20 protein-coding genes are annotated in these 19655 nt (G+C 65.6%); 2 read left to right on the top strand and 18 right to left on the bottom strand.

What is annotated here, in order from left to right; genetic code table 11:
- Positions 1 to 46: 46 nt before the first annotated feature.
- From JNN06_RS11020 to JNN06_RS10985, 8 genes are read right to left on the bottom strand one after another with little or no spacing between them, the layout of a single operon-like run.
- Positions 47 to 871 carry a glycosyltransferase family A protein gene (locus JNN06_RS11020; RefSeq protein ID WP_291239641.1) on the bottom strand — a complete coding sequence of 275 codons (825 nt, stop codon included), beginning with the start codon at positions 869 to 871 and terminating at the stop codon, positions 47 to 49.
- Positions 865 to 3297 carry a hypothetical protein gene (locus JNN06_RS11015; protein ID WP_291239640.1) on the bottom strand — a complete coding sequence of 811 codons (2433 nt, stop codon included), beginning with the start codon at positions 3295 to 3297 and terminating at the stop codon, positions 865 to 867. Before JNN06_RS11015 ends, JNN06_RS11020 begins: the two co-directional genes overlap by 7 nt.
- Positions 3298 to 3308: 11 nt before the next feature.
- Positions 3309 to 4229, bottom strand: coding sequence for a hypothetical protein (locus JNN06_RS11010; RefSeq protein ID WP_291239639.1), 921 nt, complete (start codon positions 4227 to 4229; stop codon positions 3309 to 3311).
- 54 nt (positions 4230 to 4283) lie between these two features.
- Positions 4284 to 5015 (bottom strand): SDR family NAD(P)-dependent oxidoreductase, encoded by a 732-nt coding sequence (locus JNN06_RS11005; protein WP_291239638.1) that lies wholly within the window; start codon positions 5013 to 5015, stop codon positions 4284 to 4286.
- Entirely contained in the window at positions 5012 to 5551 is a 540-nt protein-coding gene (locus JNN06_RS11000) for a DUF3833 family protein (protein ID WP_291239637.1), read from the bottom strand. Before JNN06_RS11000 ends, JNN06_RS11005 begins: the two co-directional genes overlap by 4 nt.
- The gene (locus tag JNN06_RS10995) at positions 5544 to 6770 is read right to left on the bottom strand and encodes an MFS transporter (RefSeq protein ID WP_291239636.1); all 1227 of its coding nucleotides are present in this window, start codon (positions 6768 to 6770) and stop codon (positions 5544 to 5546) included. The genes JNN06_RS11000 and JNN06_RS10995 overlap by 8 nt, the downstream gene beginning before the upstream one ends.
- Positions 6767 to 7531: a DUF1365 domain-containing protein gene (locus JNN06_RS10990; RefSeq protein WP_291239635.1), complete on the bottom strand. Its 765-nt coding sequence runs from the start codon at positions 7529 to 7531 to the stop codon at positions 6767 to 6769. The genes JNN06_RS10995 and JNN06_RS10990 overlap by 4 nt, the downstream gene beginning before the upstream one ends.
- Positions 7528 to 8823, bottom strand: coding sequence for an FAD-dependent oxidoreductase (locus JNN06_RS10985; protein ID WP_291239634.1), 1296 nt, complete (start codon positions 8821 to 8823; stop codon positions 7528 to 7530). Before JNN06_RS10985 ends, JNN06_RS10990 begins: the two co-directional genes overlap by 4 nt.
- Before the next feature lie 209 nt (positions 8824 to 9032).
- Between JNN06_RS10985 and JNN06_RS10980 the strand changes: the two genes are divergently transcribed.
- On the top strand, positions 9033 to 9587 hold the full coding sequence (locus JNN06_RS10980) for a sigma-70 family RNA polymerase sigma factor (protein WP_366812749.1): 555 nt from the start codon (positions 9033 to 9035) through the stop codon (positions 9585 to 9587).
- Complete coding sequence (locus JNN06_RS10975; RefSeq protein ID WP_291239632.1) at positions 9584 to 10231, top strand: ChrR family anti-sigma-E factor; 648 nt, start codon at positions 9584 to 9586, stop codon at positions 10229 to 10231. Before JNN06_RS10980 ends, JNN06_RS10975 begins: the two co-directional genes overlap by 4 nt.
- On the opposite strand, the gene JNN06_RS10970 is transcribed toward JNN06_RS10975, so the two are convergent.
- The 10 genes from JNN06_RS10970 to JNN06_RS10925 form a co-directional block, all read right to left on the bottom strand.
- Entirely contained in the window at positions 10232 to 10990 is a 759-nt protein-coding gene (locus JNN06_RS10970) for a TSUP family transporter (RefSeq protein ID WP_291239642.1), read from the bottom strand. It lies immediately after the preceding gene.
- Positions 10990 to 11469 (bottom strand): GNAT family N-acetyltransferase, encoded by a 480-nt coding sequence (locus tag JNN06_RS10965; RefSeq protein WP_291239631.1) that lies wholly within the window; start codon positions 11467 to 11469, stop codon positions 10990 to 10992. Before JNN06_RS10965 ends, JNN06_RS10970 begins: the two co-directional genes overlap by 1 nt.
- Positions 11466 to 12341, bottom strand: coding sequence for a phosphoserine phosphatase SerB (gene serB, locus JNN06_RS10960; RefSeq protein ID WP_291239630.1), 876 nt, complete (start codon positions 12339 to 12341; stop codon positions 11466 to 11468). Before serB ends, JNN06_RS10965 begins: the two co-directional genes overlap by 4 nt.
- 12 nt (positions 12342 to 12353) lie before the next feature.
- Positions 12354 to 14804, bottom strand: coding sequence for a DNA topoisomerase (ATP-hydrolyzing) subunit B (gyrB, locus tag JNN06_RS10955; protein ID WP_291239629.1), 2451 nt, complete (start codon positions 14802 to 14804; stop codon positions 12354 to 12356).
- Positions 14805 to 14884: 80 nt separating this feature from the next.
- Positions 14885 to 15505, bottom strand: a complete 621-nt coding sequence (locus JNN06_RS10950; RefSeq protein WP_291239628.1) for a LysE family translocator — start codon at positions 15503 to 15505, stop codon at positions 14885 to 14887.
- Positions 15502 to 16299 (bottom strand): nucleotidyltransferase domain-containing protein, encoded by a 798-nt coding sequence (locus JNN06_RS10945; RefSeq protein WP_291239627.1) that lies wholly within the window; start codon positions 16297 to 16299, stop codon positions 15502 to 15504. The genes JNN06_RS10950 and JNN06_RS10945 overlap by 4 nt, the downstream gene beginning before the upstream one ends.
- Entirely contained in the window at positions 16296 to 16721 is a 426-nt protein-coding gene (locus JNN06_RS10940) for a VOC family protein (protein ID WP_291239626.1), read from the bottom strand. Before JNN06_RS10940 ends, JNN06_RS10945 begins: the two co-directional genes overlap by 4 nt.
- Positions 16722 to 16732: 11 nt before the next feature.
- Positions 16733 to 17830 carry a DNA replication/repair protein RecF gene (gene recF / locus JNN06_RS10935; protein ID WP_291239625.1) on the bottom strand — a complete coding sequence of 366 codons (1098 nt, stop codon included), beginning with the start codon at positions 17828 to 17830 and terminating at the stop codon, positions 16733 to 16735.
- A gap of 71 nt (positions 17831 to 17901) precedes the next feature.
- Positions 17902 to 19020, bottom strand: a complete 1119-nt coding sequence (gene dnaN / locus JNN06_RS10930) for a DNA polymerase III subunit beta (protein ID WP_291239624.1) — start codon at positions 19018 to 19020, stop codon at positions 17902 to 17904.
- A gap of 166 nt (positions 19021 to 19186) precedes the next feature.
- A partial coding sequence (locus JNN06_RS10925; protein WP_291239623.1) for a helix-turn-helix domain-containing protein occupies positions 19187 to 19655 on the bottom strand: 469 nt, incomplete at its 5' end.

Genomic DNA, 19655 nt, shown 5'->3' with positions numbered 1-19655 from the left:
CGCTGCGGCTGGCTCGACCTCGGCGCCAGCGCCTAACGGCCGCCGCCTAACGGCCGCGCACCCAGGCCCCGCTGCCCCGCTTGGCCCGCACCGCAAGGCTGACCGCCGCGTATACGGCAAAGCCCAAGGGTTCGCGCAGCGCCCGCGCCAGCAAGCCCCCGAGGCCCAGCGGCGCCTTCGCCTCGCGTGCCATCAGTTCGGGCCAGCGCGCCGCGATCTCTGCCACACCCGCATCCTGCCGCCGCCGCACCCGCACCAGCGCCGCAAACCCCTCGATCATCGGCCAGCGATAGCTGGCCGCAACCTGCACACGCTCGCCCGGCAGAAATTGCAGCCGCACGAAAGTATCATCCGAGATGATCGCCGGAAACTGCGCCCAACGCGCCCGCCCCGCCGCATTCACCGCGAAAAGCCCATAGCCCGGCGCCACGCTTTGCGCAAAGGGCAGGCTTTGCCAGAACCGCGCATAGGCCTGCGTCACCCTTGATCTTGCAGGCGGAATCACCGCCGTGCCGCTGGCATAGCGCGGCTCCGGCCCGGACAAGACCTCGGCCAGTTGCGCCATCACCGGCGGCGAAACGATCACATCCGCATCAAGATAGGCGCGCAGATCGCCCAGCGCCGCCGCATCCCCCGCATCCAGCGCCGCAGGCTTGCCGCCCTCGGCCCGCTCGATCACGCGAAAGCCCCAACCTGCCGCCGCAGCCCGCGCCGCCATGCCCCGCGCCACCTCTGCTGTGCGGTCGCGGCAGCCATTGGCCACCACAATCACCTCCGCCCCATCCGCCACCCGGCTGGAGGCAAACAGGGCCGTAAGGCATGGCCCGATATAGCTTTCCTCATTCGAGGCCGGAATGATCACACTCAACATTGCGCACAGCCCTTGGCAATCGCCTGCCAGCGCGGGTTGTCATCGCCCAGATGCCGCATCGCACCCCAGCTGCCCCATTTTCCGGGGGCATAGACATCGACAAAGGCGTTGAATGGCGCATCGGTCAGCTTGGCCCAGCCCTGCATCACCTCGCCGTAAAGGGCCGCGATTTCAGGGGAATAGCTCAGATGCTGCAAAAAGGCGCCCACCTCCGGGTCGTCCAGCGCCTTGCCCATCCCCACCAGATGAGAGCCGCCCTCATACATCACCAGCTTCAACCTCGCCTTTTGCGCGACCACAGCCTGATAGGGCCAGAGCCGCGTCAGCAGGTCTTGCACCGTATCCTCCGGCAGGCCGGAATGGCGGCCATCGCGCAACTCCTCTGCCGCGCGGGTGGTGGCCAGCGCCAAAGGCTGCGCCGGATCGGCCTTGGCGCTCTCCGCCAGCCAGTCCTTCACCAAAGGCAGCTTTTCATCAATCACCATCAGCCCGGCAAAATAGCCAGTGATCGCATAGGCATCGAAACTTCGGGCCGGGGCGGGCTTGCCCTCGGCCATCACCAGCGGCGCGTTCAGGATCGTCTCCTCCAGCCCGGTATAGCCGGTCTGCGTGGAGATCACCCGCACCAGCCGCTCGGGCGGCAAGACCTCGGCCCAGATCGCCGCCACCTCGCTGGCGCGCAGTGCGTAGAACTGTGTCCAGGTGCCCTCTTGCTGCCAGCGCAGCTTGCCCTGCTCCTCGGCCCAATGCGCCTGCTCGAACTGCCAGTTCCAGACCTCGTTCGAGAATTCGACCCAGGCCTTGCGCCCCGGCTCCAGCATCTCGGCCACGCTTTCGGCATAAAGGCGCACCATCTGGTCATCGGCCAGATGCGGCAGGGTGAACCACGGGTCGGCATCCAGCTCATTGGCCAGGGCCACCATCACCTCCACCGGCACCCCGTTGCGCGCCCAAGTGTAATCCGAAGGTTTGGGGCTGTCATCGAAACGTGCCAGTTTCGAATCGTTGGTTTGCATCCAGTCCATGAATCGGATGAGTTTCGTTCCACGGATGCGGCCGAGCCAATCCGGGTTGAACAGCGCGCCCGCATCCAGCGCCGCCAGCCGGTCTGCCCGCACGACGGTGATGTTGCGGATCGGGTCCGCCAGATCGGTTTCGGTGATCGTCAGGATCACGCCGCCCTCGCCCGGTGTGAAATCAAAGCCGATCCCCCCGGCCTCGGGCTGCTGCGCCTGCGCGCGCCCCTCAAGTTTCAGTGTGCCCTTGCCCTGCCACCGCAGGATATAGTGGCCCGCGACCCCGGCTGCCTCTTCCGGCAAGTCGGTCAGCACCAGCGTTGCGATGCCGCTGATGCCGGGCGGCAGGGCATTGGGCCAGCCATCCTCGTCCAGCCAGCCATCCTGCGCCAGCGCGTCGTGATCCATCCCGCCCCATTGGTCGCCGATATGCCCGGTCCAGGGTCGCGCGGTTTTCATGATGTCCAGAAAGGGTTGCTGCACGGACCAATCATTTACCCCCGCCAGACCCAATGCCAGATTGGGGTTGCTTACCCCGGTCAGCGGCGCCTGCGGCGCGGCGGGTTCGGGCTTTGGTGGCAAAGGCTTCGCAGGTGGGGGGGGCGCGCTGCGCTGCTGCTGTGCCTGCACGGCCTCCCAGGCGATCCGCTGCATGGCCAGCGCCAACTCATCGGAAATACGGGCATCCCGGCTGGGCCAGACACGCCCGAGCTTGGCGGGCAGCCCCTCGGGGCTTTTGCCGGTCAGCGCCGCGATATGCGTCATGGCGACCAGATAAAGCCCCTTGCCATTGGGGTGGATGTCATCACCAAACAATTGGGAAATATCGGAAATTCCGGGAAACTCCCCAGCCTTGGCCGCCTCGGCGGCGCGGCGCATCGCCTGCCCTGCCGGAATCAGCCGAACCGGCGGCGCGCCTTCCGGGCGGGCTGCATCTGCCTTGGCGGCAAGGCTCTCCCACAGGGGCAAATCAGCGGCGATCCGCGCCGCCCAAGGCTGATCCGCCCCGGGATCATCGGTCACTGCCGCGCCGCTGCCAGATTGCAGGCTGTGCCAGGTTTCATAGAGGAAAACCTGCGTCGCCGGGTTCTCTGCCCAAGCCAGACCGGCCCAACGCGCCACCTGCCCGGCACTGTCATTCCACTGCACCGACGCTGCCAGCGGGATCGCCTCGGTCAGGATCAGCGCCTCTACAGAGCCCGCCCCCAGCCTTGCGCGGCCATCCACGCCCTCGGCCTCGCTGGCCTTATCCCATTGATAAGACAGCGGAGCGCCATTGATGATCTGCGCCTCGACCGTGATCTCCTGCCCCTGAGCCGCCAGCCCGGCCTGCACCATCGGCGCAAGATCAGGCCCCACCAGACTGTGCCCGACAAACAGAATTTCAGCCAGGATCGAGAAGATTGACACGGTAACGCCCCTTACCCTTTCACGCCGGTCGGAGCATAGCCGGTCACCACTTGCCAGACCACCTCTTGCATGATCCGCGCGGCCTCGGGCGTGGGGGCGGTGGCCGGGCTGCCATCGGCGCGCTGCAAGGCATGGGGCAGCCCCACCGGGCTTTCGCCGGACAGCACAGCAAAATGGGTCAGCGCGACAAGGTAAAGCCCCAGATCCGAGAGGTGAATAGGGTCAGGCGTGCCATCCGCGCCGACCCCAAACAGATCGCGCCGCGAGGTGAGGCCCGGCAGGTCGCCCGCCTCGATCCGCGCCACCACGGCGCCCATCACCTGACCGGCCGGGATCACATGCAGCGGCGCGACGCCCTCGATGGCGAGCGCAGGGCGCAGCACCTGACCCTCCCACAACTCGGGCAGGTCTTGCTTCAGACGTGTCTCCCACCCGCCGGGATCATCCAGACGGTGCCAGGTTTCATAAAGATAGATGCGCAAATCGGGCCGCCCGGCCCGGGCAAGGCGCGCCCAATCTGCCAGCGCCCGCGCGCTGTCATGGTAACGGATCGCATCTTTCAGCTCGACCATCTCGGTGACCACGAGGGCGTCATACGCGCCCGACGCCAACGCCTCGCGCACCGGGCGGAAAGCGGGAGGGCGGTTTTCCTCCGAAAAACCGGGCACATCCTCCTGCCAGTGATTGCGCAAGGAGGCCCCCCAGCCCAGCTGGCTGTGATAGCGATTGCCCATGAGTTGCGACAGCATCGCGGGCATGTCACGCCCGACAAGGCTGTGGCCCAGATGATAGACCGCCGCCGGGCGTTGCGGGGGCAACGGCTGGGCATAAAGCGCGGCAAAGGCTTCATCTGAAAGGGTTTTGGGCGTGGCAAAGCGCCACCACACCACTGCGGCAAGACCCAGAAGGGCAAGGATGAGGAACAGACGCATGGCACTCCAACTGGGTTGGCATCCCGAGATTGGCACAGCCGGGTGAATGTGCCGTTAATGCGATTTCGGGGCAAACAGCCGGTAATACAAGGCATCCGGCAGAAAATTCGCCGCGCGGAACAGCCACTGGAACGGGGTGGGGAAGCTGCGCGAGAAGCGGTTGCTGTCCATCAGGCGGATCATCTGCGCCGCCGCAGCGGCGGGCTCCATGATCTGCGGCATGGCGAAGCTGTTCTGCGCCGTCAGCCGGGTGCGAATGAAGCCGGGATTGGCCAGTTGCACCTTCACCCCCGTACCGCGCAGATCGCAATAAAGCGTCTCGGCCAGCGACATGCAGGCGGCCTTGGAGGCGCCATACCCCACCGCCCCCGGCAAGCCGCGAAACCCCGACAGCGAGCCGGTGATCACAACATGCCCGGCATTGCGGGCCACCATCCCCGGCAAAACCGCGCCCAAGACCCGGGCGCAGCCGGTAAAGTTGATGTCGCACATCGCCTCGACCTGATCGGCCTGCCAGTCTTGCGCGGGCATCGGCCAGTAAACTCCGGCCAGCCAGACGAGACCATCCACCGGCCCCACGCGGGCCGCAGCCTCCTGCACGCTGGCGCGATGGGCCACATCCATCGGCACGGCCTCGGCGCCCAGCCTTGCGGCAAGGGCCGTCAGCCGGTCAGATGGCCGGGCCGACAGGACAAGCCGCACCCCGCGCGCGGCCAAAGCCTCGGCCAATGCGCCACCCAGACCATCGGAGGCTCCGACGAGCCAATATCTTTGGCCGGACTTCATGTTGCGGGCCGGATCGTGGCGACCAGCTCGGCCACTTTCAGGCCGAATTTGCGGAACTGGCTGCGGTTGACCAGCGTGCCGCCGGGCACCAGATACATCCAGTCCACCACCGACAGAACATGGCCGCCCGCGCCGGGCGCCAGCCGGATGCGATAACGCAGGCCCATGGCAGAGCCGGTCACATGCCCGCTGCCCGCGCCGATCACATCCTCGGCCTTGGCCTGCAAGCTGCCATCGGCGGCCAGATGCAGGTGCCAGACCCGGGCTTGCTCGGTGCCGCTGTCATAGTGAAACCACTCGCGCAACACGCCCTGATCGCCTTGCCATTCGCCCTCCATCCGGGCGGTGAAGCGCGACACCACGCGCCCGGCGGGGCCGAAAATCACACCGTCACAGGTGAGCGGTCCGTTCAGATGGGTGCGTGGGTCAAAGGCCGGGGCGTGGCTGTAATCCACCGGCTTTTGCGCCGGGAATGACCACATGAGGTGGCGCAGCAGCAAGACGGCCAGCAGGAAAATCAATGCAGATTCAAGCATGTGCCTCCTCCTCTGTCAGCTCAAGGCGCAAGAGCAGCGCAATGGCTGCCAGCTTCAATACGCAGGGCAGCGCGCCATAGGCCAGCGCCAGCGCCGCAGGCGGGTTTTGCATCCCCGGCGCAAAGCCCTGCGCCTCCAGCAGCGGCAGGAGGGCCACCGCCGCCAGCGCCAGCGAGGCCTTGGACACGACCGACCAAAGCGCGAAACCGGCGGCCTCGGGCGTCTTGTGCTGAACCGTCTGGCGCGCAAACAGGGCAGGCAGCAGCGCCAGATCGGCCCCTGTTGCAAAGCCCGAAACGGCTGAGATCACGGCAAAGGGCAGCACATCGCCGGGGCCGAGCGTCAGGGTGAACACGAAGGCCAGAATGGCCAGCGCCATGGCGGCCAAGAGCGCGGGCCGGGTGCCGTGGCGGCGCGCCAACGCGGTCCAGACCGGGGCGCCCAAAGCGGCAGCGGCAAAGAACAGCAGCAGCAGCGGCCCCTCGGCACCCGGCGCCTCCAACTGGCTTTGCACAAAGAACAGAAACAGCGTCGAACTGACGGCGGCGGGCATGGCATTGACCAGCGCAAGCACCAGCAGACCCCGCAGCGCGGGCTGTGCCAGCACCTCGCGCAGGCCACCTTGCGGTGCCAGCCGGCCGCAACGCCATTGCCCGTGCATTGCCAGACCCGCCCCAAGTGCCAGCAGGGCAAAGCCGATGGCAAACCCGGCATAGGGCGCCGCGGTCAGCGGCACGAGCGCGAAAGGCGCGACGCTGGCCAGACATACGCCAAGCCCCGCCCCGGCCTCGCGCCAGCCGGCCAGCTGCAGATGCGCCGTGCCGGCAGCCGTCGTGCCCTCGGCATAGAACACGATGGTGAGGAAGGACCAGGCGGTGAACAGCGCCGTCAGCATCAGCGCGAACCAGATCAGCGGCGACACGGGCGGCGTGACGGCAAAGAGCCCGAGCATCGCCGCAGTCATCACGGCCAGCGCCACGGCAACGCTGGGCTTTCGCGGCACGCGCCCCGCCAGCCAGCCCAAAGCCGGGTCCTGAACCACATCCACCAGCCGCAGCGCCGCCAGCACCAGCCCGAGGGCTGCAAGGCTCAAGCCATGCTGCGCGGCATAGACGGCGGGGGCGTGGATATAGATCGGCAGGCCCGCCGCCGCCAGCATGGCCGCAAACAGCGACCAGCGCGGGAAGGTGGGGCTTGGGGCTAGCGGCGCGGCGGTCATCGGCTGACCTCCTGCGCCGGTGGCTCGGGGCGGTTGCGGAAGCCCGCGCCTTTCAGGAACAACCGCAGCGCCTGCCAATGGATCAACGCCAGCACCCGCCGCGAGCCGAAGGGGCGGCGCAGGCAGGCGGCCAGCAGGCTGCGGGTGGTCAGCGCCCGACGCGGGCCGATGAGGTTGGTATAAATCCCCCCCGCACCGTTGCTGTGATCAATCCAGATGCCGATCCGGTCTGCTGTAATGTCGAACCGGAAGCGATAGCTGCCCTCGATGGGCTGGAAGGGGGAGACATGGAACACCTTCTGCGCCTCGATCCAGTCGGCGGCGGTGATCGGCGCCAGATCGGGGCGATGGCACAGATAGCAGTGGCGGTCGCCATAGGTATTGGTGACCTCGGCCACCACGACGCGCAGGCCATTGGCATGGCAAAGCCAGAATGCCACCGGGTTGAACACATGGCCCAACAGGCGCGGCTGGGCCAGAAGCTCGATCCGGTCGGGCGCGGGCAGGCCCTGCGCCGCCAGCACCTCGCGCAGCCAGGCGGCGCCGCGCCCCTGCCCCGGCGCACCGCCATGGTCGGCATCCCACAGCGACATGAGCGCCGCCCGGTTGCGGGCAAAAAGATTGCAGCCGAACAGACGGGGCGCCTGCACCGGCCCCTCGGCCTCCAGCAACAAATAATCGACACCATAGCGGAAGGCGTTCTGCACTACCCCCTTCCGGCCATGGAAAGTCTGGCCTGCGATATGCTCCACCCGGCTCATTCTGCGGCGATGGGTTGCGCCAGACGGGCGGGCATGGCCTCGACCACATCCACCGCCGAGGCAAACCCATCCTCGTGAAAGCCGTTGCGCATCCAGGCACCACAGAACCACGTGGCGCGCGTGCCATTCATCGCCCGGATCGCCTGCTGCGCCTTCAGCGCCGCCAGATCATAGATCGGGTGCATGAAGGTTTTCGTGTCGTAAATCTTTGTCGCATCAATGTATTGCAGCGGATTGAGGGTGACAAACATCGGGTCATCCTGCGGGATCGGTTGCAGCGAGTTCATCCAGTAGCTCAGCGCGATGCGGTCGGGGCGCCGCCCCTTCGGCTCCACATAGACCCAACTTGACCAGCATTTGCGCCGCTTGGGCATCAGGGCCGGGTCGCAATGCAGCACGGCCTCGTTGGGCTGATAGGACACGGCCGCCAGCGCATTACGCTCGGCCCCCGAGGCATCGCCGAGCAAGGCCAGCGCCTGATCGGAATGGCAGGCCAGAACCAGCTCGTCAAAGCCCTGCCAATCGGCACCTTCAGCCTTCACCTCGGGCCCCGGTGCGCGTCGCACGGCCTGCACCGGCGTGCCAAGCCGCAGCGTGACTCCCTGCGCCTCCAGCAGCGCCTGCAAGCGCTGCACATATTGGGCCGATCCGCCCTGCACCGTATACCATTGGTGATGGCCGGAATTGCTCATCAGATTGTGGTTGCGGAAGAACGTGACCAAGGCCTGCGCCGGGAAATCCAGCACCCCCTCGCACGGGGTGGACCAGATCGCCCCCGAGAAGGGCAGCAGGTAGCGATCACGGAACCAGTCGCCGGTGCCAAGCTCGCGCAGGAACTCGCGGATCGTCAGGCCGGGATGGCGCAGCGCCTGTTCGGCATGGGCATTGAAATGCAGGATGTCGCGCAGCATCCGCAGAAAGCGGGGGTCCAGCGCGCGCCGGCGCTGCGCGAAGATCGTATTCAGCGAGGCCAGCGCATATTCCATCGCCCCGCCCTGAAACGAGGCGCCAAAGCTCATGTTCGACGGCACATAGGGCACCTCCAGCCGGTCGAACAGCGCGGTCAGATGCGGGTAATTCGCCTTGTTGAACACGATGAACCCGGTATCCACCGGCTGATCGCCGCGCTTGCCCGCCATGACGGTGCGCGCATGGCCCCCCAGCCGGGACGCGGCCTCGAACAGCGTCACCTCAGCCCGATCGGCCAGCAGATGCGCGGCGGCCATGCCGGAAATCCCCCCTCCGATCACGGCAATGCGACGGCGCGGGGCGGGGGGCATCTCAAAGGGCATGGCGGTTCCTGACTTGGCCGTTTGGAAGGCTTACGTTGCGCAAGCAGCACCGGATCACCAGAAAATTCCGCCGCGCCAGTGATCCGTCCGCGAAACCGCCGCGTATCCCTGCCATGATGTTTGACGCAAGCCCCGCACAGAATTTGGATGCGCCGCCAAGCCGGCGCCCCTATGCTGCGCTGGCAAGGGTCAAGCGTCGGGCGGAAAAGGTGACAGCAGAAGCGGGCGAGGATTGGACGGCGCATCTGCTGGCCGTGCGCGACAGGCAGGACCGGGCGGCATTTGCCGCGCTGTTCCAGCATTTCGCGCCACGCGTGAAGGGCTTTCTGGTCAAGTCGGGCACCAGCCCGGCCCAGGCCGAGGAATGTGCGCAGGATGTCATGGAAACGCTGTGGCAGAAGGCGCAGCTCTTTGACCCCGAGCGCGCCAGTGTGGCGACCTGGGTTTTCACCATTGCCCGCAACCGGCGGATCGACATGGCCCGCCGCGCCGCCCGCCCCGAGCCCGAGGATCTGCCCTGGGGCCCGGAGGCCGAGCCGGACCAGCATGCCGCGCTGGAGCTGGCACAGGAAACCGCATTGCTGGGCGAGGCACTCGCCCGGCTGCCGCAGGCGCAACGCGCGCTGATCGAAAAGGCCTTTTACGGCGATCTTTCGCATAGCGAGATCTCCGAGCAGACGGGTCTGCCCATGGGCACGGTCAAATCGCGCATCCGGCTGGCGCTGGAAAAGCTGCGGCAAAGTTTTGAAGGTGCAAGAGGATGACGACGACGATCCGCCACCATGTCTCTGACCGGCTGTTGATGGCCTATGCCGCAGGCACATTGCCCGAGGCGTTCAGCCTTGTTCTGGCGACGCATCTGTCGCTGTGCGACGAGTGCCGCGCAAGGCTGGGCGAATATGAGGCCTTGGGTGGTCAGGTGCTGGAACGCAGCGATCTCGCCATGGCCGAGGGCAGCCTTGAGGCCTGTCTGGCCCGGATCGAGGGGCTTGCACCCGTCGCCCGCCCGCAACCCCGGCGGGCGCATGGCGTGTTTCCGGCACCGCTGGCCAAATATGTCGGCGGCGGCCCCGAGAAGGTGAAATGGCGCCCGCTGGGCATGGGCGTGCGGCAGGCCATCCTACCGACGGCACGCGGGGCAACGGCGCGGTTGCTTTATATTCCCGCCGGGCAGGCGGTGCCGGATCACGGACACCGGGGCACCGAGCTGACTCTGGTGCTGCAAGGCGCCTTTGCCGACAGCACCGACCGTTTCGGGCGCGGCGATCTGGAGATTGCCGACGAAGATCTGGAACATACGCCGATTGCCGAGGCGGGTGAGGATTGCATCTGCCTCGCCGCGACCGACGCACCGCTGCGCTTCAACGCGCTGATCCCCCGGTTGTTGCAGCCGGTGTTCAGGATTTGATCACCACATCTGCCAGATCAGCCGCAAGGCCAGCGCCGAAGATGTGATCACCAGCAATGGCTTGATGATGCGGGCACCAATCCGCATCGCCACGCGCGAGCCGATGCGCGCACCCGCCGCCTGCGCCAGCCCCATGGCCAGGCCAATCGCCCACCATGGCGCACCTTGCAGGGCAAAGACCGCAAGACTGCCGATATTGGAGGCGAAGTTCAGGAATTTGGTATGGGCCGTGGCTTTCAGCACGCCATAGCCCGCCAGCATGACGAAGCCGAGCATGTAGAACGCCCCCGCCCCCGGCCCCAGCAGCCCGTCATAAAAGCCCACCAGCGGCACCACCGTCGCCGCAAACAGCGCCGGGCCGACCCGCGCCACCCGGTCAGCATCGCTGAGGCCGGGCTTGAGCGCGAAGAACAGGGCAATGCCGATCAGCAGCACCGGCAGACCCAGTTTCAGCACCTCGGTCGGCAGATAGCTGACCAGCATCGCCCCGAAAGCCGAGGCCAAAAAAGCCAGCGCCGCCGGCCCCACCTGCCGCCGCACATCCACATGCCCGGCGCGCGCATAAGACCACGCCGCAGACCCGGCGCCAAAGGCGCCTTGCACCTTGTTGGTCGACAGCGCCTGCACCGGGCTGGCCCCGGCCAGCAACAACGCGGGCAAAGTGATCAGCCCACCGCCGCCGGCAATGGAATCAACAAAGCCCGCCACAAAGGCAGCGCCGATCAGCATGGCGGCCAGCTCCAGCGATACCTCGAAGATCACAGGTCAAATCTCCGCGAGACTCGCCCGACGCGCGCCCCTGATTTTAGTCTAAAATCAGGGTCTTCGGCGTAATCGACAAAACCGCGCCGGGCGTAATAGCCCAGACCCGGCGCATTGTCGGCGCGGATCGTCGCGTTCAGCACCGTCACCCCGGCGCCGCGCGCGGCGGTCATCGTCACCGCAAACAATGCCCGACCGGCGCCTGTGCGCTGCCGATCCGACGCCACAAAGGTGCCAATATCGCCCCAGCCCTCGGGCAAGGCCGCGTTATGACCGACCGACTGAAAGCCGATCAGCCCCTGCTCATCCTCGGCCAGATGGCAGCAGATCGGCTCATCGCCCGCGATATAATGCGTGATGATGGCCTCGGGCGTGAAGGGCGCCTCATGCGCGGTGGTGCCACCGATGGCGATGATGCGATTGAGCAGCGCTGCCATGGCGGGTGCATCCTCGGGCCGGGCCGGCCGCAGGATCACGCCGCGAACTCCGCCCGCGCATAGCCCTGCATGAACAAGAGCGCGGTCAGATCGCCATGGTTCACCCGGATGTCACATTGCGCCGCGACCGAGGGCTTGGCATGCAGGGCGACGCCCGCGCCCGCCCGGTTGAGCATCGCCAGATCATTTGCGCCATCGCCCACGGCCATGGCCTCCTCCGGCGTGATCCCCAGCCGCGCAGTGATCTCCAGCAGCGCATCCAGCTTGGCCTGTTTGCCCAGGATCGGCATGCCCACCGTGCCGCTCAGCACCCCGTTTTCGGCGTTCAGCGTATTGGCGCGGTTCTCGTCAAAGCCCAAGGCCTCGGCCACGCGGGCGGTAAAGGCGGTGAACCCGCCCGAGACCAGCGCGGCATAGCCGCCTTGCGCCTTCATCGTGGCCAGAAGCGCCTTGCCGCCGGGCATGAAGGTGATGCGGTCGTGATACACCCGTTCAATCACCGCTTCCTGCAGACCTTTCAACAGCCCGACACGCTCGCGCAGCGCGGCCTCGAAATCCAGTTCGCCATTCATCGCCCGCGCCGTGATGCCCGCGACATGCGCGCCCACGCCGGCCTCGTCGGCCAGCTCGTCGATACATTCCTGCTGGATCATCGTGCTGTCCATATCGGCCAGCAACAGGCGCTTCTTGCGGCCCGCCATGGGTTGCACGATCAAATCGACGCGCAGCCCTTGCAGATCCGCCCAGACCTGCCAGCGATTGTCGGGCACGGCAGGCATATCAAACTCGGCCGCCACTGCCGGTTCCAGCCAGCGCGCATCGCCGCCGCCCCAGGCATTGCGCAGGGTCTCGACGGTCAGACGCTCCAATACCGGAGTTTCTGGATTGGTCAGAAGCGTTACGGTAAACATCAGATCAGCCTATCAGAAGTCGAGGTTTTCGACGTTCAGCGCGTTTTGCTGGATGAATTCGCGGCGCGGCTCCACCACATCGCCCATCAGCTTGGTGAACAGATCATCCGCCTCGGCCACGTCATCCACCCGCACTTGCAGCAGGGTGCGGGCATCCGGGTCCAGCGTGGTTTCCCACAGCTGTTCGGGGTTCATCTCGCCCAAGCCTTTATAGCGTTGCAGCGACAGGCCCTTTTCGCCCTCGCTCAGAATGGCCTTCAACAGCTCGGTCGGGCCATGGATCGGCTGTTCGCGATCCTTGCGCACCAGCCGTGCCTCGCGGGTGAACACGTCGCGCACTTGCCCGGACATCTGCGACAGTTTCCGCGCCTCGCCCGAGCGCAGCACGGCGCCATCCAGCGTGCGCAGCTCCTCGACACCGCGCAGGATACGGCTCAGACGGATGCCATGATCCTGCGTGATCCGACCCGTCCAGCCCTTTTCATATTCCACCGCAATACCATCCAGCCGCTTGGCCACGGTATCGGCCACCAGCTGCAAATCGGCATCGGCGCGGCCCTGGTCAAAGGCCCCGGCCAACGCCGCCTGTTCCAGAATGCCGCGCGGGTAATGCGTCGGGAAGGCATCCAGCACCCGGCGGAAGGCGCGCGCGCCCTCGACGATGCGCAGCAGATCGGCGCCCGCCACTTCCTCGCCCGAGCCAAGCCGCAGCACCGCCCCATCCACGCCCTGATGGATCAGGTAATCCTCGAAAGCGGCCTGATCCTTCAGGTAGACCTCGGATTTGCCGCGCGCCACTTTGTAAAGCGGCGGCTGCGCAATATAGAGATAACCGCCATCAATGATTTCAGGCATCTGGCGGTAAAAGAAGGTCAGCAGCAGCGTGCGGATATGCGCGCCATCCACGTCGGCATCGGTCATGATGACGATCTTGTGGTAGCGCAGCTTGCCGATATTGAACTCGTCACGCCCGATCCCGGTGCCAAGCGCTGTGATCAGCGTGCCCACGGTTTCCGATGACAGCATCCGGTCAAACCGCGCGCGCTCCACATTCAAGATCTTGCCGCGCAGGGGCAGCACGGCCTGTTGCTTGCGGCTCCGGCCCTGTTTGGCGGAACCACCGGCCGAGTCACCCTCGACGATGAACAGCTCCGACAGCGCAGGGTCTTTTTCCTGACAATCGGCCAGCTTACCGGGCAGCGAGGCCACATCCATCGCCGTCTTGCGCCGGGTCAACTCGCGCGCCTTGCGGGCGGCCTCGCGGGCCAAGGCGGCCTCGATGATCTTGCCGACGATGATTTTCGCCTGCGCCGGGTTCTCCTCGAACCACTCGCCCAGCTTTTCGTTCACCAGGTTCTCGACCGCAGGTCGCACCTCGGACGAAACCAGCTTGTCCTTGGTCTGGCTGGAGAATTTCGGATCGGGCACCTTCACCGACAGCACGCAGGTCAGGCCCTCGCGCGCGTCATCGCCGGTGAAATCGACCTTCTCGCGCTTGGCGATGCCGCTATCCTGCGCGTATTTGGTGATGGTGCGGGTCAGCGCCCCGCGCAGGCCCGCAAGGTGGGTGCCGCCATCACGCTGCGGAATGTTATTGGTGAAGGGCAGCACCGATTCATGGTAGCTGTCATTCCACCACATCGCGACCTCAACCCCGATGCCACCGCGCTCGCCCACCATATAGATCGGCTCGGCCATCACCGAAGTCTTTGAGCGGTCAAGGTATTTCACAAATTCCTTGACGCCGCCCTCATAGAACAGCTCGGTCTTGATCGGCTCGGCATGGCGCTCATCCTCGATCAGGATGCGCACGCCAGAGTTCAGGAAGGCCAGCTCGCGCAGCCGGGTTTCCAGCGTCTTGAAGCTGTATTCAAGGTTGGAAAACGTGCCATCCTCGCGGTTGGTCTTGGCGCTGGCCAGAAAACGCACCTCGGTGCCGCGCTGGCCCGGTGCCGGGCCCACGTCATGCACATGCACCACGCATTCGCCAAATTCGAACCGCGCGCGGTATTCGCGATCATTGCGCCAGACCGTCAGCTCCAGCCATTCCGACAGGGCGTTGACCACCGAAACGCCCACGCCATGCAAGCCGCCCGACACCTTATAGGCGTTGCCACCCTCATCGGTGTTGTTGAATTTACCGCCCGCATGCAGCTGGGTCATGATGACCTCGGCGGCGGAAACGCCCTCCTCGGCGTGAATATCCACCGGGATGCCGCGGCCATTGTCGCGCACCGAAACGCTGTCATCGGCGTGGATTTTCACCTGCACATAATCGGCATGACCGGCCAGCGCCTCGTCAATGCCGTTATCCACGACCTCATAGACCATGTGATGCAGGCCAGAGCCATCATCGGTATCGCCGATATACATGCCGGGGCGCTTGCGCACCGCCTCCAACCCCTTGAGAACCTTGATGGAATCGGCGCCATATTCAGCGGCCTTCTTCGCGGCTTCGGTCATGTATCCTGCATCCCTCGAATTACCCGCGAGTTATACCGGCTGGGGCAGGCAATGTCACCCCTTGGACACAAGATTTGGGGTCAGAGGAAGGGGATGACGCAGGCCACCGCAATCAGCAGCCCGCCCGCCGTCAAGTTCAGCCGGCGCAGGTTTTCGGGGCTGGAAAGCAGGTCGCGCGCGCGGTCCAGGAACTTGGACAAAAGCAGGTTGCAGCACATCGGCAGAAAGCCCGAGATGCAGATGATCGCCAGAATATCAGGCCATGTCAGGCGCGACAGGTCAAAGAAACCGGGCAGCGCACCCATATAGAACAGGATCGCCTTGGGGTTGCCGATCACGGCGGCAAGGCCGACCGTAAAGCCCGCCATCACGCCGGGCCGCGTCAGGCGGCTGTCGCTGCCCGGCGCCTTGGCGGGCGCCCGCATGAGCATCACCCCCATGATGAAGAACACCGCCGCCGCGACCCATCGCAACAGGCTCAACACCTCGCCATATTGCGTCACGATCCATGAAAGGCCCAGGATCGCGGCCAAGGGCCACATCAGATCACCAATCGCCACGCCCACAGCCAAAGGCCAGGCCGCGCGAAACCCGCCCGAAAGCGCCCGCGCCAGCAGCGCCACCCAAACCGGGCCGGGCACCAGCCACAGGCCCAGCATGGCACCGGCATAGGTCAGCAATTGCCAGAAGGTCACGGTCATCCAAAGCGCCTCGTCAAATCAAGATGCAGCCGGTTCGCCTCGGCCCAATGGTCGGGATACTGCGATGCCTTCGGGGCGGCAAGCCAGTCACGCGCCGCCTGCAATTCACTGGCAATCAAGGCATCCACCGCCGGGTCCGTCACCTCGGCATAGCCCATTTCTCCTGCCTCCAGCTTGCGCGCAACAAGCTGTCGCAACCAGGCCTCCACCTCCGGCGGCAGATCGACGGCGGCCACCAGATCCCAAAGGTTCATCGGTGGCATGGCGGCATCATGCAACCGCATCCAGCGCAGGGCCATCGCCGGGCGCAGAGTGTAAAAATAGCGCTTCAGCCGGATGCCCTGCTCGGTCACCTGCCGTTCGCTTTGACGATCCGCCAAGGCCAGATAGTGCCATGTCACTGGCCGCCGGGTCAGCGCGTTGCGGCAAAATCCGGATAGCGCCTCGCGGGCCTCGGGAATATCGACATAGCGGATCGGTGATTGCAGCCATTCCGGCAATACCGCATTGGATTTCGCCGCCAGCGTCAAAGCCTTGCCCAGTTCCCAGCCCGAGATGTCCAGTTCACCGGAAATCGGACGCTCGATCACATCACGGGTCGGGTCCAGACGCAGAAACCAGTCAGCCGGGCGGGCATAGACAAAGCGCACATCATAATCGCTGTCGCGTGAGTGAAACCCCCAAGCCCGCGACCCGGACTCGACGGCCAGCAGCACCGTCACGCCTTCCTCGGCGGCAATCCGCGCGATCTCGTCGCGGATCAGGCTCTGCATGGCGGGCGAAACCGGGCTCATGCCGGAAGCTTCAGGCTGCCATCGGCCTCCAGCGGCCAGAACGGGTTCATCGCAACCTCCCAAACATGGCCATCGAGATCGGCCCAATAGCCGGAATATCCACCCCAGAATACCTTTTCCGGCCGCTTCAGCGCTGTCGCCCCGGCGGCGAGGGCGGCGGTGAAAGCGGCATCCACCTCGGCCTCGGTGGCGAAATTCTGCGCCAAGGTCACGGCCCCCGTGCCAAGCTTGGCCCCGGCGCGGCCCTGATCGGCGGCGAGGTCAGCACGGCCAAACAGGGCCAGCGCCAGACCGTTGATCTGGTAAAACGCCACCCCCTCATGCGCGCCATGCTCCTGCCAGCCCAACCGGGCGTAAAACGCCTTCGAGGCCACCAGATCAGCCACACCAAGCGTAATCAACGTCACACGTTGCGAAGTCATACGGGGCGGGGTCATGCTGGCACCTCGGTGATGATGGATTGCCCCTCGGCATCCGTGATTTCAAAGGTCTGGCCCCGCGCGCCCAGACTGTCAAACAGGCCCGGCTCGGTGCCGGTCATGATCGCCTGCGCCCCGGTGGCGCATAATTCGTCATAAAGCGCGGCGCGCCGACCGGCATCCAGATGCGCCGCCACCTCATCCAGCAGCAGGATCGGCGGGCGGCCCAGATCAGCGGCCAAAGCGCGGGCATTGGCCAGGATCAGGCTGATCAGCAACGCCTTCTGCTCGCCGGTCGAACATTGATCCGCCGCAACGCCCTTGGCCGTGAACACCGCCGCCAGATCGGCGCGATGCGGGCCAACCAGCGTGCGCCCCGCCGCCATGTCGCGCCGCCGCCCCTCAGCCAGCGCCTGCGCCAGATCGGCCGCCGCACCCTCGGGGTTCACCACTGCCAGCGCCGCCTTGGGGAAAGCCGTCTCCGCCCCCTCCTGCGCCGCCAGCAAGCGTGTCACGGTGGCGGCCCGGTTCGCCTCGATCACCGCGCCGGATTGCGCCATCTGCGCTTCCAGCGCACCATACCAATGCGGGTCAGAGACCTCATCCTTCAAAAGGCGGTTGCGGTCGCGCATCGCCTTTTCATAGGCCAAGACCGCCTCGGCATGGTCGGGCGCAAAGCTGAGCGTCAACCGATCCAGAAAGCGCCGCCGTCCCTCTGCCGCCTCGGTCCAGAGCCGATCCATGCTGGGCACCAGCCAGACCATGCGCAAGATCCGCGCCAAGGCGACCTGTGGCGCAGGCTTGCCGTCGATCCGCACCATCCGCGTGGCGCCACCCTCGGCCCAGGTCTCCAGCTGATGTGCCGCGTTCAGCCCGGCCACCTCGGCGATCACCTTCCAGCCAATCGCCTCGGGCCGCCGCGCGATCTCCTCCGCCCCGGCCCGGCGCAAACCGCGCCCCGGCGACAGCAGCGAGACCGCCTCCAGGATATTGGTCTTGCCTGCCCCGTTTGCCCCCACCAGTGCCACAGGCCGCCCATCAAACACCAGCCGCGCGGCGCGATGGCTCCGGAAATGCGAAAGCTGAAGCGCAAGGATCGCTAACCCGCTCACGCCTCAACCCTTTTCATCTGTTCAAAATATCCCACGGGGGTCGGGGGGTGTGAAACCCCCGGCGCGCCCTGTCACACGCGCATCGGCATCACGACATAGACCGCGCTGGTGTCATTGCCTTCGCGCATCAGCGTCGGATCACCCGAGGAGTTGAACAGGAACACCGCATTCTCGCGGTCCACCTGACTGGCGATTTCCAGCAGGTATTTGGCGTTGAAGCCAATTTCCAGCCGCTCATCGCCATAGGCCACGGCCAGCTCTTCCTCGGCGGCGCCGCTGTCCGGGGCGTTCACCGAAAGCACCAGCCGATCCTCATCAAGGCTCAGCTTCACGGCGCGCGAACGCTCCGACGATACGGTCGCCACGCGGTCCACCGCCTTGGCGAAATCGGTGGCATCCACCTCCAGACGCCGAGTGTTGTTCATCGGAATGACGCGGGTGTAATCGGGGAAGGTGCCGTCGATCACCTTGGAGGTCAGCGTGATCGAGGGGGTCGCAAAGCGCACCTTGGTTTCCGAGACCGAAACCGCGATCTGCGCCTCGTCATCATCCAGCAATTTACGCAGCTCGTTCACCGTCTTGCGCGGCACGATCACGCCCGGCATGCCCTGCGCCCCTTCGGGCAGGCCCGCATCAATGCGCGCCAGACGATGACCGTCGGTCGCCACGCAGCGCAGCACCGGGCCATCTTCGCCGGTTGCGACATGCATATAGACGCCGTTCAAGTAATAGCGCGTTTCTTCGGTCGAGATTGCAAACTTCGCCTTGTCGAACAGACGGCGCAGCACCGGGGCCTGGGCGCCGAAATTGGTGGCATATTCCGACGAGGCCATGACCGGGAAATCTTCCTTCGGCAGGGTTGCCAGATTGAAGGTGGATTTGCCCGCCATCACGGTCAGACGGCCCGCGGCGGCATCCTCGCTCAGCGTGACCAGCGCGCCATCGGGCAGTTTGCGCACGATTTCATGCAGCATCACTGCCGAAACCGTGGTGGCGCCAGCGCGTTCCACCATGGCGGGGGCGCGGTCAACGACCTCGATATCCAGATCGGTGGCGCGGAAGCTGACGGTGCTGCCCTCGGCCTCGATCAGCACATTGGCCAGAATCGGGATCGTGTTGCGACGCTCGACCACCGATTGCGCCTGACCCACGGCCTTCAGCAGCGTGCCGCGTTCAATGCTGATCTTCATCCCTGTCACCCTTTTCTTGCGGCCGTTAGTTGCGGGCCGACAAAATAGACCCGGTTTCCGCCGGTTCTCAAGCCGTTTTGGCGACATTCCGCCGGATTTCGGGGGCCGTCAAGCACTTGGCCGCCGGTTGCGGCCAAGCGTGACCCGATTGCAGCAAATCGGCCTGTCAGGCCTGCAACAGCCGCTTGAGCATTTGCAGATCATCGGCCAGCTGGCTGTCGGTCGCCATCAGCTCTTCGATCTTGCGCACGCCATGCATGATGGTGGTGTGATCGCGCCCACCAAAGCGGCGCCCGATCTCGGGCAGGCTGCGCGGGGTCAGCTGTTTGGCCAGATACATGGCGATCTGCCGGGGCCGCGCGATGTTGCGCAGCCGTTTCGGCCCGATCATATCCGACAGGCGGATATTGTAATGCTCGGCCACCTTGCGCTGGATTTCCTCGATCGTCACCTTGCGATCCGAGGCGCGCAGGATGTCTGCAAGGCAATCCTGCGTCAGATCCAGCGTGATCTCGCGCCCCACAAGGCTGGCAAAGGCGAACAGCCGGGTCAGCGCGCCTTCCAGCACGCGCACATTGGTGGTGATGCGATGCGCGAGGAATTCCAGCACGCCATTGGCAATCACGAGACCCTTG

The sequence above is a fragment of the Gemmobacter sp. genome, assembly GCF_016792925.1.
In the GTDB taxonomy this organism is placed as follows: Bacteria; Pseudomonadota; Alphaproteobacteria; order Rhodobacterales; family Rhodobacteraceae; genus Gemmobacter.
The sequence above is the reverse complement of the archived record's forward strand: the minus strand, read 5'-3'. Positions and strand labels throughout refer to the sequence as shown.